The organism is Ruegeria sp. BC5, from assembly GCF_056539205.1.
Map to the genome: position 1 here is coordinate 242093 of NZ_JBQFUN010000003.1, position 16250 is coordinate 258342.

Annotated in this window: 14 protein-coding genes and 1 riboswitch; of the genes, 3 read left to right on the plus strand and 11 right to left on the minus strand. The window is 59.2% G+C overall.

Translation table 11 applies throughout. From position 1 onward, the window contains the following. Positions 1–33 precede the first annotated feature (33 nt). Together argJ and ACR0LY_RS10925 are read right to left on the minus strand one after the other, a co-directional pair. The gene (gene argJ / locus ACR0LY_RS10920; protein WP_170349602.1) at positions 34–1260 is read right to left on the minus strand and encodes a bifunctional glutamate N-acetyltransferase/amino-acid acetyltransferase ArgJ; all 1227 of its coding nucleotides are present in this window, start codon (positions 1258–1260) and stop codon (positions 34–36) included. Between the two features lie 5 nt (positions 1261–1265). Continuing rightward, on the minus strand, positions 1266–2114 hold the full coding sequence (locus tag ACR0LY_RS10925; RefSeq protein WP_170349601.1) for a peptidylprolyl isomerase: 849 nt from the start codon (positions 2112–2114) through the stop codon (positions 1266–1268). Positions 2115–2290: 176 nt separating this feature from the next. On the opposite strand from ACR0LY_RS10925, the gene secA reads away from it, so the two are divergent. From secA to ACR0LY_RS10940, 3 genes are all read left to right on the plus strand, one after another. Then, positions 2291–5008, plus strand: coding sequence for a preprotein translocase subunit SecA (gene secA, locus ACR0LY_RS10930; protein ID WP_170349600.1), 2718 nt, complete (start codon positions 2291–2293; stop codon positions 5006–5008). A gap of 100 nt (positions 5009–5108) precedes the next feature. After that, entirely contained in the window at positions 5109–6032 is a 924-nt protein-coding gene (locus ACR0LY_RS10935; RefSeq protein ID WP_170349599.1) for a hypothetical protein, read from the plus strand. A gap of 25 nt (positions 6033–6057) precedes the next feature. Then, positions 6058–7614, plus strand: a complete 1557-nt coding sequence (locus tag ACR0LY_RS10940) for a phosphate ABC transporter substrate-binding/OmpA family protein (RefSeq protein ID WP_170349598.1) — start codon at positions 6058–6060, stop codon at positions 7612–7614. A 4-nt stretch (positions 7615–7618) separates the two neighbouring features. Here the strand turns inward: ACR0LY_RS10940 and radC are convergent, their stop codons facing one another. The 9 genes from radC to dnaK all read right to left on the minus strand — a co-directional run bounded on the left by radC (position 7619) and on the right by dnaK (position 16174). After that, positions 7619–8374 (minus strand): RadC family protein, encoded by a 756-nt coding sequence (gene radC, locus ACR0LY_RS10945; RefSeq protein ID WP_170349597.1) that lies wholly within the window; start codon positions 8372–8374, stop codon positions 7619–7621. Positions 8375–8484: 110 nt separating this feature from the next. Beyond that, positions 8485–9447: a HesA/MoeB/ThiF family protein gene (locus tag ACR0LY_RS10950; RefSeq protein ID WP_170349596.1), complete on the minus strand. Its 963-nt coding sequence runs from the start codon at positions 9445–9447 to the stop codon at positions 8485–8487. Further along, the gene (locus tag ACR0LY_RS10955; protein WP_170349595.1) at positions 9444–10040 is read right to left on the minus strand and encodes a thiamine phosphate synthase; all 597 of its coding nucleotides are present in this window, start codon (positions 10038–10040) and stop codon (positions 9444–9446) included. Before ACR0LY_RS10955 ends, ACR0LY_RS10950 begins: the two co-directional genes overlap by 4 nt. Further along, positions 10037–10801, minus strand: coding sequence for a thiazole synthase (locus ACR0LY_RS10960; RefSeq protein WP_170349594.1), 765 nt, complete (start codon positions 10799–10801; stop codon positions 10037–10039). Before ACR0LY_RS10960 ends, ACR0LY_RS10955 begins: the two co-directional genes overlap by 4 nt. 2 nt (positions 10802–10803) lie before the next feature. Then, entirely contained in the window at positions 10804–10998 is a 195-nt protein-coding gene (thiS, locus tag ACR0LY_RS10965) for a sulfur carrier protein ThiS (RefSeq protein WP_170349593.1), read from the minus strand. After that, positions 10982–11959, minus strand: a complete 978-nt coding sequence (locus tag ACR0LY_RS10970; protein WP_170349592.1) for an FAD-dependent oxidoreductase — start codon at positions 11957–11959, stop codon at positions 10982–10984. Before ACR0LY_RS10970 ends, thiS begins: the two co-directional genes overlap by 17 nt. Further along, a complete protein-coding gene (gene thiD, locus ACR0LY_RS10975) occupies positions 11956–12759 on the minus strand; it encodes a bifunctional hydroxymethylpyrimidine kinase/phosphomethylpyrimidine kinase (RefSeq protein WP_170349591.1) in 804 nt (267 codons plus the stop codon). Before thiD ends, ACR0LY_RS10970 begins: the two co-directional genes overlap by 4 nt. Positions 12760–12802: 43 nt before the next feature. Continuing rightward, positions 12803–12909, minus strand: a riboswitch (TPP riboswitch). A 128-nt stretch (positions 12910–13037) separates the two neighbouring features. Further along, positions 13038–14192: a molecular chaperone DnaJ gene (gene dnaJ, locus ACR0LY_RS10980; protein ID WP_170349590.1), complete on the minus strand. Its 1155-nt coding sequence runs from the start codon at positions 14190–14192 to the stop codon at positions 13038–13040. 74 nt (positions 14193–14266) lie between these two features. Continuing rightward, the gene (gene dnaK / locus ACR0LY_RS10985; protein WP_170349589.1) at positions 14267–16174 is read right to left on the minus strand and encodes a molecular chaperone DnaK; all 1908 of its coding nucleotides are present in this window, start codon (positions 16172–16174) and stop codon (positions 14267–14269) included. Between the last annotated feature and the right edge of the window lie 76 nt (positions 16175–16250).

Here is a 16250-nt window from a genome sequence, read left to right on the forward strand (position 1 = left end):
CCGGGCTCCACTTTTGCTTGAATTGCTCCGGTTTCACGAGCGATAATCCGCGTTGATCTCGATATACCCGTGGGTCAGATCGCAGGTCCAAACGGTGGACTTACCTTCGCCCAGCCCCAGGTCGACCGAAATCACCAGATCCTGACATTTCATATAGGCGGCGGCGGCGTCCTCGCTGTAATCGGGGCTGACCCAGCCTTTCTCGGCCACCAGAATGTCACCGAAAGAAATGCTCAGCAGGTCCCGATCCGCCGCGGCACCCGATTTTCCGATGGCCATAACAACGCGGCCCCAGTTCGGGTCCTCGCCCGCAATTGCGGTTTTGACCAGAGGGGAATTGGCGATTGCCAACCCATGCACCTTGGCATCTGCGTCCGAGGTGGCCCCAGTCACACGGATTTCCACGAACTTTGTCGCACCTTCTCCGTCGCGCACCACTTGCTGTGCCAAGTCCAGCATCACGCCTTCCAGTGCCTCGGCGAAGGCGGCATTGCCCGTCGCATCCACGCCTGACGCCCCGGTCGCGCACAGCAACAGGCTGTCCGAAGTTGAGGTATCGCTATCCACCGTGATGCAGTTGAATGTCCGGTCCGTCTGCGCGCCTAGCAGCGCCTGCAGCGCCGACTGTTCGACCTGCGCATCTGTGAAAATGTAAACCAGCATCGTCGCCATATCCGGGGCGATCATGCCTGATCCCTTAGCAATCCCCGCAATAGAGACTGTTTTTCCATCAATCTCGACCTGCGCGCAGGATCCTTTCGGGAACGTGTCCGTGGTCATGATCGCACGCGCCGCATCCTCGACCGCGTGACGGCTGAGGCCCGCTTTCAGAGCCTCAAGCTGCGCCACGATGCGATCATGAGGCAGCGGCTCACCAATTACGCCGGTGGACGAGGTAAAAACCCGTTCGACCGGAACACCGGTGGCCTTGGAAACTGCCTGCGTCACCTCGGCCACCGAGGTCTGACCATAGTGGCCGGTAAAGGCATTGGCATTACCCGAATTCACCAGGATCGCCGCTGGCCCGTCACTGGCACCGCCGATCTTGTCCTGACAGTCCAGAACCGGGGCCGCGCGTGTGGCGGACCGGGTGAACACCCCGGCCACCGAGGTGCCGGGGTCCATCACCGCCAGCATAACATCAGTACGGCCCTGATAACGCACACCGGCCTCGACCGTGGCGAACCGCACACCGTCAATCGCGGGCAAATCGGGAAAGGCCGCCGGGGCCAGCGGGGATACCTTGGTGATCGTGGCCACGGGGGTTACTCCTGAAGCAGTTCGATCTGACGCAGCGCCTCGGGGCCAGCACCCTCGGGGGCGGGACGATCGATGTCGGCCTCGCGGGTCAGCTCGTCGATCCGCGCCTGAATGACGCCCTGTTGCAGGGTTTGGGTCAACTCGGCGCGTACCTGTTCCAATTCAGGCGCTTCGGTTTTGCGCTTGTCGTTCAGGGTGACCAGATGCCAGCCGAACTGAGTTTTCACCGGCTCGGAAATCTGGCCTTTGTCCAGCGCGATCACGGCCGCCTCAAATTCCGGGACCATCTGACCGGGTCCGAACCAGCCCAGCTCACCCCCGTTCGGGCCCGACGGGCCGGTGGAGTGTTCTTTGGCCATCTCGGCAAAATCGGCGCCATCATCCAGCTGTGCCTTGATTTCTTTGGCTTTGTCTTCCGTTTCCACCAGAATATGGCTGGCGTTGAACTCGTCCGAACCTTCGAAATCTGCGTACTGGGCGTCATAGGCGTCTTGTATCACGTCGTCCGTCAGGTTTTCGTCGATCAACGCATCCACCGCCTGCACCGCCCGCATGGATCGCGTCTCGTTTTCCAAGGCCAGAGTGTTCAGTTTGCTCAAAGCGTCCTGCTGCTGGCTCAACAATTGTTGCTGGATCAGCTGATCCAGAATCAGATCATACAGAACATCGTCTTCGATCTGCTGGTACTGCTCGGGCAGCGCGGCTGCGGTGGCGATGATGTGACCCAATGTGATTTCATCACCGTTCACACGAGCGACCACGGTGGCGGCATCAGGTTTGGTTTCGGCGGCCAATGGCAGGGCCATCACAGCAGCAAGCGCCAACGATGGCAGAAAAGTGAGGCCTTTGGGCATGGAATCATCCTATTTCTTTGCCGCGACAGGGCGCAGCGTTGACACTCTGGGACCTGCCGCTTACATCGCTTTGAAGCCTTGGACAGGGCCGCCTTTCACCCCCCGTATCTATGGGTTGCGCGCAAGGTGGGCAAGCCTGTCGCAACCACGATAAGAACAGATCCGCTGGAGTGAACATGCTGGGACTCGGAACGCTCGCCAAAAAGGTGTTCGGAACACCGAACGACCGCAAGATTAAGGCGACCCGCCCGTTGGTCGAGAAAATCAACGCGCTGGAGCCAGAGTTCGAAAAACTGTCCGATGACGGCCTGATCGAAAAAACCGCCGAGCTGCGCAAACGCGCGCTGGATGGTGAAAGCCTGGATGACCTGCTGCCCGAAGCCTTTGCCAACGTCCGCGAAGGCGCCAAGCGCGCGCTGGGTCTGCGCGCCTTTGACGTGCAGCTGATGGGCGGCGCGTTCCTGCATCAAGGCAACATCTCGGAAATGAAGACCGGTGAGGGCAAGACTCTGGTCGCCACCTTCCCCGCCTATCTGAATGCGCTGACCGGCAAGGGCGTTCACGTGGTCACGGTGAACGAATATCTGGCCAAGCGCGACTCGGAATGGATGGGCAAGGTGTTTGCCTCCGTGGGCATGACCACCGGCGTGATCTGGTCGGGCCAACCCGACGCCGAAAAGAAAGCGGCCTATGCCTGTGACGTGACCTATGCCACCAATAATGAGCTGGGTTTCGACTATCTGCGCGACAATATGAAGGCCGAGCTGGATCAGATTTACCAGAAATACCACAATTTCGCGATTGTGGACGAGGTCGACTCGATCCTGATCGACGAAGCGCGAACACCTCTGATCATCTCTGGGCCGTCGCAGGACCGTTCGGATCTGTATACCGCCATTGATGGATTGATCCCCTCGTTGCAGGACGATCACTATACGCTGGACGAAAAGTCCCGCAACGTGACCTTCACCGATGAGGGCAACGAGTTTCTGGAACAGCAGCTGATTGCTGCGGGGCTGATCCCCGAAGGGCATTCGCTGTATGATCCCGAAAGCACAACCGTGGTGCACCACGTCAACCAAGGTCTGCGCGCGCACAAGCTGTTCACGCGCGACAAGGACTATATCGTCCGTGACGGCGATGTCGTGCTGATCGACGAATTCACCGGCCGGATGATGCCGGGCCGCCGCCTGTCCGAAGGTCTGCATCAGGCCATCGAAGCCAAAGAAGGTGTGCAGATTCAGCCGGAAAACGTGACGCTGGCCAGTGTGACTTTCCAAAACTATTTCCGCCTGTACGACAAGCTGGGCGGCATGACTGGCACCGCACTGACCGAGGCCGAAGAATTCGCTGAAATCTACGGTTTGGGCGTAGTCGAGGTTCCGACCAACAAACCGATTGCCCGTTTGGACGAAGACGATCAGGTCTATCGCACCGCCGGTGAGAAATACGGCGCGATGATCGAACAGACCAAAGAGGCGCAGGAAAAGGGCCAGCCGGTCCTCCTGGGCACCACGTCGATCGAGAAATCCGAACTGCTCAGCCAAATGCTGCAAAAGGAAGGCATTGCACACAATGTTCTGAACGCCCGCCAGCACGAGCAAGAGGCGCAGATCGTCGCCGATGCCGGCCGTCTGGGTGCGGTGACTATCGCCACCAACATGGCTGGCCGCGGCACCGATATTCAGCTGGGCGGCAATGTGGAAATGAAGGTTTTGCAGGCACTGGCCGAAAACCCCGAGGCCGACCCGGCCCAGCTGCGTGCCGCTGAAGAATCCCGCCATGCCGAGGAAAAGGAAAAGGTTCTGGCAGCCGGTGGTCTTTATGTAATGGCGTCCGAGCGTCACGAAAGCCGCCGCATCGACAACCAGCTTCGTGGCCGTTCGGGCCGTCAGGGCGATCCGGGCCGCACCGTGTTTTACCTGAGCCTCGAAGACGACCTGATGCGAATCTTTGGGTCAGAACGGCTCGATAAGGTGCTGACCACCCTGGGCATGAAAGAAGGCGAAGCCATCGTCCACCCCTGGGTGAACAAGTCACTGGAGCGGGCACAGTCCAAGGTCGAAGGCCGCAACTTTGACATGCGCAAGAACGTCCTGAAATTTGACGACGTGATGAACGACCAGCGGAAGGTAGTGTTCAGCCAACGGCGTGAGATCATGTCTTCGGACGACCTGTCCGAAATCGTCTCGGATATGCGCGAACAGGTGATCGACGATCTGATCGACGAACACATGCCGCCAAAATCCTATGCCGATCAATGGGACACTGACGGTCTGCACGAGGCGGTCAAGGATAAGCTGACCATCGACGCCCCTGTACAGGACTGGGCCGCCGAAGAAGGCGTGGATGACGAGCAGGTACGCGAACGTCTGATCAACGCCGCAGACGAGATGATGGCGCAGAAAGCGGCGGCCTTTGGTCCCGAAAACATGCGCAACATCGAAAAACAGGTGCTGTTGAACACCATCGACGGTAAATGGCGCGAGCATCTGTTGACGCTGGAACATCTGCGCTCGGTCGTTGGGTTCCGCGGCTATGCCCAGCGCGATCCGCTGAACGAATACAAGAACGAGAGCTTCCAGCTGTTCGAGTCGATGCTCGATAGCCTGCGTGAGACCGTGACTCAGCAATTGTCACGCGTGCGCCCACTGTCTGAAGAAGAGCAGCGGGAAATGCTGGCGCAGATGCAAGCACAACAGGCTCAGGCGCAGCAGCAGGTCGAACAAGCGACCGAACGGGCCGAAGCGGTAGCCGAGGCCGAAGCCTCGGGCGATCCGCGTCCCGGCTTTGTCGAGGATGATCCAAGCACCTGGGGCAACCCGTCGCGCAATGACCGTTGCCCCTGTGGATCGGGCAAAAAATTTAAACACTGCCACGGGCGCCTGACCTGACGTCAGCGTAATTCAGACACATTGAGTCCCCCTCACGGCCACATATTGGCCGTGATTCAGAATCAATATGCGACTCGCTCCTTCAACTGGGGAGGGTGTCTTGTTTGTAATAAAGAACTACGTGACCACCGGCGGCACAGTCGTTTGCGCGCTGGCAATTGGTTACCTGATGCAAAATGGGTTTCCTGCGTGGTCTGACGACGTGCAGGGCACTGAACTTGCGGCCGCTGATCAAGGCGCCGGTATTCCCGGGCTGGAGGACATTGTCTTGACCTCCTCGACCCCCGCCCAGGAAACGGTTCGCGCCATCCCTTCTGCACAACGAGTTGAGACTCCCGGCCGGTCAACCCCCTCTGATCACGCTGATTGTAGCCTGAGCGCCCGCGCACGCGCCGTGCCCGGTGCTGCCGCGCGCCTGATCATCAAGGCCCCCTGCTATGGCAATGAACGGATCGAGGTGCATCACAGTGGACTGACCGTAACCCAGCAGACAGACGCCAATGGCACGCTGGACCTGACCATACCAGCCTTGTCGGAATACGCGATCTTCCTGATCTCGCTTGACGATCAGAAAGGGACCGTAGCCACCACTCACGTTCCCGACATCAGCCAGTATGCCCGCGTTGTATTACAATGGCAGGGCACGACCGAACTGCAGATCCACGCGCTGGAATTTGGGGCCAGCTATGGGGATGCAGGTCATGTTTCGGCTCAGTCTGACTCGCAAGGCGCAGGCAGTGTCGTTCAGCTGACGCAACCGACCTTCAGCGATGCGCGCAACCTCGAGATCTATTCCTTTCCCGCCGGGCAATCGGGTCAATCGGGCTCGATCGAATTGACGGTCGAGGCTGAGGTGACGGCAGAAAATTGCGGCACGGACCTGCACGTCCAGTCGCTGGAGTTGCGCGAAGACCGGAAACTGCGGCCGCGCGAATTAACGCTGAACTTTCCAGACTGCTCCAAAACAGGTGAGTTTCTGGTGTTGAATAATCTGTTCCAAAACCTGACAATCGCGGCAAACTAAAACCGCAGGCAGGCTAGAACTTCCTATGACATTTCTTCGTGTGGCGGCGGTCGCACTGTTTTCGGCAACACTTTCCTCAGCCGTTCAGGCGCAGGATATCACGCTCACCTCTCATGACGGCAAGGTCGAGGTGACAGGTACCTTGCTTGGCTTTGACGGAGAGTTCTACCGCGTCGACACCCAATTTGGTGAGCTGACGGTGGATGGCTCGGGCGTGACCTGCGATGGCCCTGCCTGCCCCAATCTGACCGATTTCGTGGGCGAACTGAGGTTTTCAGGCTCTTCCGTCATGGCCGAGAACGTGTTGCCTGCCCTGTTGATGGGCTTTGCCGAACAGGAAGGGCTGTCAGTCACGTCCCGCCAATCCGCTCCGGACAGTTTGATATACGAGCTTCATCAGGATGGGCGCGACGCGCCGCTTGGCCGATTCTATTTCGATATCGGCAATACCGGTCAGGGCTTTGCCGATCTGATCGCGGATCAAACCGACATTGTCATGGCTTTGCGCGAAATTCGCCCGTCAGAGCAAGAGGCTGCCGAGGCCGCTGGTTTGGGCGACTTGAACAACGCGCGCCGGTCGCGGGTTATTGCGTTGGATGCGTTGGTGCCCATCGTAGCGCCGGACAATCCCGTGCCCCAAATCACTCCCGCGGATCTCGCCTTGGTGTTTTCTGGCACGATTGACAATTGGTCCGCCTTGGGTGGACCCGACGCACCAATTGCGCTGCACCTGCCCGACGCCGGATCAGGTCTGGCACAAGGGGTCGAGGATCAACTGCTTTCACCCGCCAGTGTCGTTCTGTCTGATGCCGTTATCCGGCATGAGCGCAGCAGCGATCTGGTTCAAAAGGTCACCAAGGACCCTTTTGCCATCGGCATCGCTAGCCAGGCCGAGGCTGACGCGGCCCGCGCACTGCCCCTGACCGGTGGATGTGGTCACGTGTTGATGGCCACCCGGCAGACGATCAAGACCGAGGACTACCCGCTGACCTCACCCATGTTCCTGTACCTCCCCAAGCGCCGCCTGCCCCGTATCGCCCGGCAGTTTCTGGCTTATACCCAAGGCGACGCAGCCCAAAAGGCGATCCGCAATGCGGGTTTTGTCGATCAGGAACCCGAGATGATGCGGATCGGATTGCAGGGGGATCGTCTGGCCAATGCGGTGGCCTCGGGTGGCCCCGAGGTTGGGTTGGAGGAATTGCAGCGTATGGTCGATACCCTCAGACCCATGTCCCGGCTGTCGCTATCGGTCAGGTTCGAGGCAGGCTCGTCCCGCCCCGACGCACAATCACGGTCGAACATCCAGCATTTGGCCCAACAGCTTGAGGCCGGGACGCTGAATGCGCGCAAGCTGGTGTTCGTTGGTTTCAGCGACGGCGACGGAGCCGCGACTGCAAATAAGCGGATCGCCTTGCTGCGGGCCAAAACCGTGCGCAATGCGGTGTTGGCGGCGGTGGAAACTGCCATTCCTGATAGTGTTGAATTGCAAGTCGATGCGTTTGGTGAGGCGATGCCGATGGCTTGCGACGACACCGAATGGGGCCGAAAGATCAACCGCCGGGTCGAGATCTGGGTTCAGTAACTCGCTACAGATATCCCTGCGACCGAAAGCTCAGTTCATTCGATTTGCCGATGATCAGATGATCATGCAGCGTCAGCCCCAGGGCCAAACATGCGTCCTGTATCCGGTTGGTCATGTCGATATCTGATTGCGACGGGGTCGGATCGCCCGAAGGGTGATTGTGTACCAGGATCAAGGCTGACGCATTCAATTCCAACGCCCGTTTCGCAACCTCGCGCGGATATACCGGTACGTGATCGACGGTGCCCGTGGCCTGTTCCTCATCCGCGATTAGCACGTTCTTGCGATCCAGATAGAACACCCGGAACTGCTCCGTCTCGCGATGGGCCATCGTGGTGTGACAATAGTCCAGCAGTGCATCCCAACCTGAAATCACGTGCCGCTGCATCACCCGCGCGCGGGCCATGCGATGGGCGCAGGCCTCAAGTATCTTCAGATCGGTGATCACCGTGTCACCAACGCCCTTGATCTGACGCAGCCGTTCCTCGGGCGCGGTCAGAACCCGGTTGAAATCCCCAAACGTGTCCATCAGCGCCCGTGCCAGCGGCTTTACATCCTGCCGCGGGATTGAACGGAACAGCACCAGTTCCAACAGTTCATAATCCGGCATCGCCGCCGATCCGCCTGACATGAACCGTTCCCGCAGGCGTTTCCGGTGGTCTTTGATGTAGGACGGTAACCGACCCGAGGGCAGGGGTGCCACCGGGGCTTCGTCACTTTCAAACAGCATCGGGGCTTCGGCAAAGGCGTCCTGAGTCATGCGTTCAGATTTACGCAGAATCGGTTTCCGAAAGGTTAACGCGCCCAAACGACCCTAGACCCCTTTGGTCGATAGTCACCGGTTTCCACTTACCTCGTGAATCAATTCACTCATGTAGTTGAGGCTGCAACCAGGACAATCTCACCGGACCAATCCAATTGAATTTGCTCAGCCGCCCGCCATGCGCGCAATCCGCTAGAGCAACAAAGCGCAAGTCTTTTTCCTTTGTTAGGCTCTGTTTTCAGGGATTCAACAATGTCCCGACGTGCCCTGCTGTGAAGAGGCTCGGGGGCCTCGTCCCGGGTGCGCAGTTCAATGATCACATCATCTTCGGTCAATTGGCTGGCGGAAAGAAATCGAAAGTGGTGCGCCGGTTCCGGTGCGCCGTCAAATCTGAATGTGCTGTTGCGCAGCGTGCGGGCGTCAAACTGTACCAACTGTCCCAAAGGCGAGGGGTCCATGCCAAGGATCACGCCCAGCGCCATTTGCGCCTGCAAGGCACCTATCACCCCAACGACAGGGCCCAGCACGCCGGCCGTTGCACAGCTCGCGCCGCTATCCGGTGCATCCGGGAACACCGCACGCAAGGACGGCGCGCCAGCACAGAACCCACCGACATAGCCGGTCAGCCCCAATACGGATGCGCTGATCAGCGGCTTGCCCTGCAACAAACAGGTATCCGACAGGATATAGCTGGCCGCATAACTGTCCGCGCAGTCCAGAACAATGTCAGAGCTGCGGACAAAATTTAAAACATTCTGGTTTGTTAGAGCCTGATTCTTGGCCATTACGGTGATGTCACCATTCAGCGCCCGGCAGCGTTCTGCGGCGACTTTGGCCTTGGCGCGCCCACAGTCGGATTCAGCGAACAATGTCTGCCGGTGCAGGTTCGATAGCGCGATCTGATCCCGGTCCAAGATGGTTATATGCCCAACCCCGGCCCCGGCCAACAAGGGTAAGACCGGGGAGGCTAATCCGCCCGCGCCCACCACCAGAACCCGCGCTGCTGACAGGCGGGTCTGGCCTGCCGATCCAACCTCGGGCAGGATCATCTGGCGGGCATAGCGGCTCATCTCGTGACCTCGATCCATTCGCGAACACGGGTTTCTGGATCGGAATTCAGCGTGATGTCCGTGACGACCGAGACGATGTCGGCGCCCGCCTGCAAGACGCCCGGCGCCCGCTCAACGCTCATGCCGCCAATCGCGACCAGAGGGATATCCCCCACCCGTGCCTTCCATTCGGTGACGCGTGGCAGGCCCTGCTGTTCCCATTTCATTTTTTTCAGGATCGTCGGATAGACCGGGCCCAAAGCCACATAGTCCGGGTCCATGGTCAGGACTCGCTCTAATTCATCATCATCGTGGGTGGAGACACCCAGTTTCAGCCCCGCCTTGCGGATGGCTTTCAGATCAGCCACGTCCAGATCCTCTTGCCCGAGATGAATCCACTCACAACCAGCGTCGATAGCCGCCTGCCAATGATCATTGACCACCAGCACGGTGCCGTGGGCACGGCATAGTTCCAACGATTGGGCGATCTGTTCCCGTATGACCACATCAAGCTGATCCTTAATCCGCAGTTGCACCAGCTTCACACCCAGGGGCAGCATCCGGCGCAACCAATCAGAGTGGTCGAAGATCGGATAAAATCGGCCTAACATCATGATAAGAAGGCCTTTCCGATTACCGGAGTTGACGGTTCGGCCATATCGCGCGCCTCGATCGGGTCGGCTTGATGCGCCAGTTGCCCGGCCTCAATCGCCAGTATCATCGCGCGGGCCATGGCCACAGGGTTTCCAGCACGAGCGACAGCGGTATTCAGCAGAACGGCGTCATAACCCAACTCCATCGCCTGCGAAGCGTGACTGGGCAGGCCGATCCCGGCATCCACAACCAATGGAACATTGGGGAACTCGGCCCGCATCGCGCGTAGAGCATATTCATTGTTCAGCCCGCGCCCCGACCCGATGGGTGCACCCCAAGGCATCAGCACCTCGCACCCGGCGGCCAGCAGACGCTCGCCCACGATCAGGTCGTCGGTGGTGTAGGGGAAAACCTGAAACCCGTCCTCGGTCAGTATGCGCGCGGCCTCGACCAGTTGAAACACATCTGGCTGCAAACTGTCAGTGTGGCCGATCAATTCCAGCTTGATCCAATTAGTGTCAAACACCTCACGCGCCATATGGGCGGTGGTTACGGCTTCTTTGACCGTGTGGCAACCAGCGGTGTTTGGCAGGATCAGCACGCCCAGCTCGCGGATCATCTGCCAGAAGGTCTGCCCAGCCCCGGATTCACGGCGCAAGGAAACTGTGGCAACACCCGCGCCGCTCTCGCGAAACGCCTGTTCCAGAATGGCGGGGCTGGGGTACTGCGCCGTGCCCAGCATCAATGAGTTGGGAAGTTGGGTCCCATAAAAGCTTTTCATCCTCAGCCTCCCTGCATCGGCGCGACGACTTCAACCCGGTCGCCATCGGTCAACTTTTGAGCAATGCGCAGACCCGAGGGCACAAAGTCTTCGTTTACAGCTGTCGCCACCCGTCCAGAGAACCCGCATTCGACCAACAGGTCCGAGAGGATTTCGGCGCGCACCTCGCGCGATTCACCATTAAGCACGATCTTCATCGACCATCTCCGAATGTTCGTTGTCCAACGCCAGATCGGCCACTCCCTGCGCCAGCGCTGGGGCCAGCAGATAGCCATGGCGGTACAGTCCGTTGGCATAAATCGTATGCCCCAGCCGCCGGATGCGGGGCAGGTTGTCGGGAAAAGCCGGGCGCAGATCGACACCGATCTCAAGCACCTCGGCCTCGCCAAAGGCGGGGTTCAGCGCATAGGCGGCACTGAGCAGTTCCAGCATGGATCGGGCCGTGATACGGCTGCTGTCTTCGCTTTCGATCATCGTTGCGCCCAGCATGTAGACACCATCCTCACGCGGCACGATGTACAGCGGCATCCTTGGATGCAGTAGACGTACAGGTCGCGTCAGGGTCACGTCCGGGCAGCGGATCACCAACATCTCTCCCTTGACGCCGCGCAGGTCGTGCAAAACCTCACGCGCGTGCAGACCGCGGCAATCGATTACATTCTCCAGCTGGGTCGGGGCCAGTTTCCGGTGGAAGACTACCCCTTGGTCCAGCAATTGGCGGTGCAGATCCCGCAGCGCCTGTCGTGGGTTCAGATGAGCCTCATCCGTGAAATGCAGACCGTTGGTGAAACTGGTTAAATCAGGCTCTAAATTGGCAACTTCAGCCGGACTAATCTCGGTATACCCCCCGGTCCGACGGGCGAACCGACGCAAATCCGGCAGATCACGCGGGTTGGCAACAACCAGCGTGCCACGTTGTTCCACCCGAGTACGCGTAGACCACCACTCGAACGCAGCCTTTCCCAACCGCAACACCGGTTCTTCGGCGTTTTCAAACTCGCACCATGGGGCCAGCATACCGCCAGCCCACCAAGAACACCCATGCGGGCCAGGTGGACCACTGGGATCAAAGATCTGAACCTTGGCCCCGCGCGACACTAGCTCGCTGGCTGCTGCCAGCCCGGCCACACCGGCCCCTATGACCGACCAGACCGTCACGCGGGCCAGACCCGATGGAAATGATGAACCGGGCCATGCCCCTGTCCGACCATCAGACCGTCAGCTTTAGCAATGGCCCCTTGCAGATACTCATGCGCCTGCGCGACCGCATCGGTCAGGCCCAGCCCTCGCGCCAGCCCGGCTGCTATCGAAGACGACAGGGTGCAACCGGTGCCATGCGTGTTGCGCGTATCGCACCGGGGGGCGGTGAATTCTGCCACAACTCCCGAAGGATCAAGCAAGACGTCGTGGCAAACGTCGCCGCGCCCATGTCCGCCTTTCATCAATACCGACCGCGCCCCCAGCCCGCACAGCGCCATCCCCTGCGCGATCATCTGATCGGGGGATTCGGCGACCGAGGTGCCCAGCAAACAAGCGGCCTCGGGTAAGTTCGGGGTAAGCATGGTCGCTTGGGGCACAAGAACATCACGCAGGGTGCGAACCGCATCCTGTGCCAGCAAGGCATCGCCAGATTTGGAGATCATCACCGGGTCCAAAACGACGGGGCCATCAAACCCAGCGATGGCCCCGGCAACGGTTTGAATAATTTCAGGGGTCGCAAGCATGCCGATCTTGATCGCGCTCACATCCAGGTCGGTCAGCACCGCCTCGATCTGAGCGGCCACTACGTTGAGCGGTATGCCATGCACTGCGGTCACAGCCCGCGTGTTCTGCGCCGTGACCGCCGTGATCACGCTGGCCCCATACACGCCCAACGCAGACATAGCCTTGAGATCCGCCTGAATCCCGGCCCCACCGCCACTGTCCGAGCCCGCAATTGTCAGGGCAATATGCGCCATATCGTTGCTCCATCATCAGGGGGCAACGCAGCATGGAAAACGTCTGTGTGTGTAGACCGTTCCCTACGCCGGTATTGCCCGGATCAGGTTCGATGGGTTAGCGCATTCACGCCTCTCAGCCCCTTGATCAGGGCACCCCAACGGTTGGCGCGACAATCTCAGGGGATGTGGCAAGATTCAAGAGCCAAATTTCGCGAAGTTCATGGACAAACTGGACCTATAAAACGAAAAAAGCCGACCCAAGGGGATCGGCCTTTTAGCAACTTGGTGGAGTGATCTTAGCCCTTCATCCCATCCCAAAAGGATTTGACGGATGAGAAAAAGCTTTTTGATTCCGGGTGGTTATCCTCACCCAAATCGTCGAACTCTTTCAGCAGTTCCTTCTGGCGGCTGGTCAGATTGACCGGCGTTTCCACCGCCAGTTCGATGAACATGTCGCCCACACCACCACCGCGCAGGGCGGGCATGCCTTTGCCGCGCAGGCGCATCTGACGGCCCGATTGGCTGCCTGCTGGTATTTGCACGCGGCCACGGCCACCATCGATGGTTGGCACTTCGATCGAACCGCCCAGCGCAGCCTTGGCCATGCTGACCGGGACGCGGCAATACAGGTTCACGCTGTCGCGTTCGAACAGCTTGTGATCCGACACTTCGACAAAGATATACAGATCACCCGGAGGGCCACCGCGCATCCCAGCTTCACCCTCACCCGCCAGGCGGATGCGGGTTCCGGTCTCGACACCGGCGGGGATGTTGACGGACAGCGCACGCTCTTTTTCCACGCGGCCTGCACCGCCACAGGCTTTACAGGGGTTCTTGATGATCTGACCCAGACCCGAACAGGTCGGGCAGGATCGTTCGACGGTAAAGAAACCCTGCTGTGCACGCACCTTGCCCATGCCCGAACAGGTTGGACAGGTGGTTGGCTCCACTCCGCCTTCTGCACCCGATCCGTCACAGGCCGAACAGGCCACGGCAGCAGGAACACTGATGGTTTTCTGCAGGCCCGCGAACGCCTCTTCCAGCGTCACGCGCAGGTTATAGCGCAGGTCCGATCCGCGCGCCGCACGGCGCCCGCCACCGGGGCCGCCACGCTGACCGCCCATGAAATCGCCGAACAGATCGTCGAACACGTCTGAGAATGCGCTGGAGAAATCACCCTGACCAAAGCCGCCGCCCGGACGACCACCACCGCCGCCCATACCGTTTTCAAAGGCGGCATGGCCGAAACGGTCATATGCGGCCTTTTTGTCGGCGTCGCGCAGAACATCATAAGCCTCGTTGGCTTCTTTGAACTGCGACTCGGCATCCGGGTTGTCTTTGTTGCGATCGGGATGCAACTCTTTGGCTTTCTTGCGAAAACCCTTTTTGATTTCATCCGCTGATGCGCCCTTTGATACGCCGAGCACATCGTAGTAGTCGCGTTTTGACATCAGTATTTCCTTCAGCCTCAACGTATTTGGGCCGGCCCGGCAACCGGACCGGCCCACATTGGCCCGGTTACCCGTTAGTTACGCTTGTCGTCGTCCAGATCTTCGAACTCGGCGTCAACAATGTCGTCCTCACCCGGCGCAGCATCTGCCGCCGCAGGTTCATCCTCACCTTCTTCGGCTTGCGCCTTGTAGATGGCTTCGCCCAGCTTCATGGCCGCTTCGGTGACGTTCTGGATGCCCGACTTGATCTTGTCGGCATTCTCGGTCTCCAGCTCGTCCTTCAGCGCGGCAATTGCCAGCTCGATGGCTTCGATGGTGGTCGGGTCGACTTTGTCGGCATGCTCTTCCATCGACTTTTCGGTCGAGTGGATGAGGCTTTCCGCCTGGTTCTTGGCGTCTACCAGCTCGCGGCGTTCCTTGTCGGCTTCCGCGTTCTCTTCGGCGTCCTTGACCATCTTGTCGATGTCTTCATCCGACAGACCGCCCGAGGCCTGGATGGTGATCTTCTGCTCTTTGCCAGTGCCTTTGTCCTTGGCCGAAACCGAGACAATGCCGTTGGCGTCGATATCAAAAGTCACCTCGATCTGAGGCATGCCGCGCGGTGCAGGCGGGATATCTTCGAGGTTGAACTGACCCAGGATCTTGTTGTCCGCAGCCATTTCACGCTCACCCTGGAACACGCGGATGGTTACGGCGTTCTGGTTGTCCTCGGCGGTCGAGAAGACCTGAGACTTTTTGGTCGGGATCGTGGTGTTGCGGTCGATCAGACGGGTGAACACCCCACCCAGCGTCTCAATCCCCAGCGACAGCGGGGTCACGTCCAGCAGAACTACGTCTTTGACGTCGCCCTGCAGAACACCGGCCTGAATGGCGGCGCCCATGGCAACCACTTCGTCCGGGTTCACACCCTTGTGCGGCTCTTTCCCGAAGAACTTGGTGACCTCTTCGATCACTTTCGGCATCCGGGTCATACCACCGACCAGAACAACCTCGTCAATGTCGCCAGCCGACAGACCAGCGTCTTTCAGTGCGGCCTGGCAGGGCTTCATCGACTTTTTGATCAGGTCCGAAACCAACGATTCCAGCTTGGCACGGGTCAGTTTCATGACCATGTGCAGCGGCTGACCGTTCGAACCCATCGAGATGAACGGCTGGTTGATTTCGGTTTGCGAAGTCGAAGACAGCTCAATCTTGGCTTTCTCAGCAGCTTCTTTCAGACGCTGCAGCGCCATCTTGTCTTGCGACAGGTCGACACCGTGTTCCTTTTTGAACTCATCCGCCAGGTAGTTGACGATGCGCATGTCAAAGTCTTCACCACCTAGGAAGGTGTCACCGTTGGTCGATTTGACCTCGAACAGGCCGTCGTCGATTTCCAGAATGGTCACGTCGAAAGTACCGCCACCAAGGTCATAGACCGCGATGGTTTGAGTTTCTTCTTTGTCCAGACCATAGGCCAGCGCAGCCGCTGTCGGTTCGTTGATGATCCGCAGCACTTCCAGACCGGCGATTTTACCGGCGTCTTTGGTGGCCTGACGCTGTGCGTCGTTGAAATATGCAGGAACGGTGATCACGGCTTGCGTGACTTCCTCACCCAGATAGCTCTCGGCGGTTTCCTTCATCTTGCCCAGAGTGAAGGCCGAGATCTGGCTTGGGGAGTACTTTTCACCGCGGGCTTCCACCCACGCGTCGCCATTGCCGCCATCGACGATGGCGTACGGCACCATTTTCTTGTCTTTTTCGACTTCTGCATCATCCACACGACGACCGATCAGACGCTTAACACCAAAGATCGTGTTGTCGGGGTTGGTGACCGCCTGGCGTTTTGCAGGCTGACCGACCAGTCGCTCATCTTCGGTGAAGGCGACGATCGAGGGCGTGGTCCGCGCCCCTTCGGCGTTTTCGATGACCTTCGGCTGCGAGCCGTCCATGATGGCCACACACGAGTTGGTGGTTCCGAGGTCAATCCCGATTACTTTTCCCATATGTTCAATCCCTTTCTCTTCAAGGCGATGTCCCGAGGTCCGAACCCGTTATGGCACCCGGCCCCGATCTGATGTG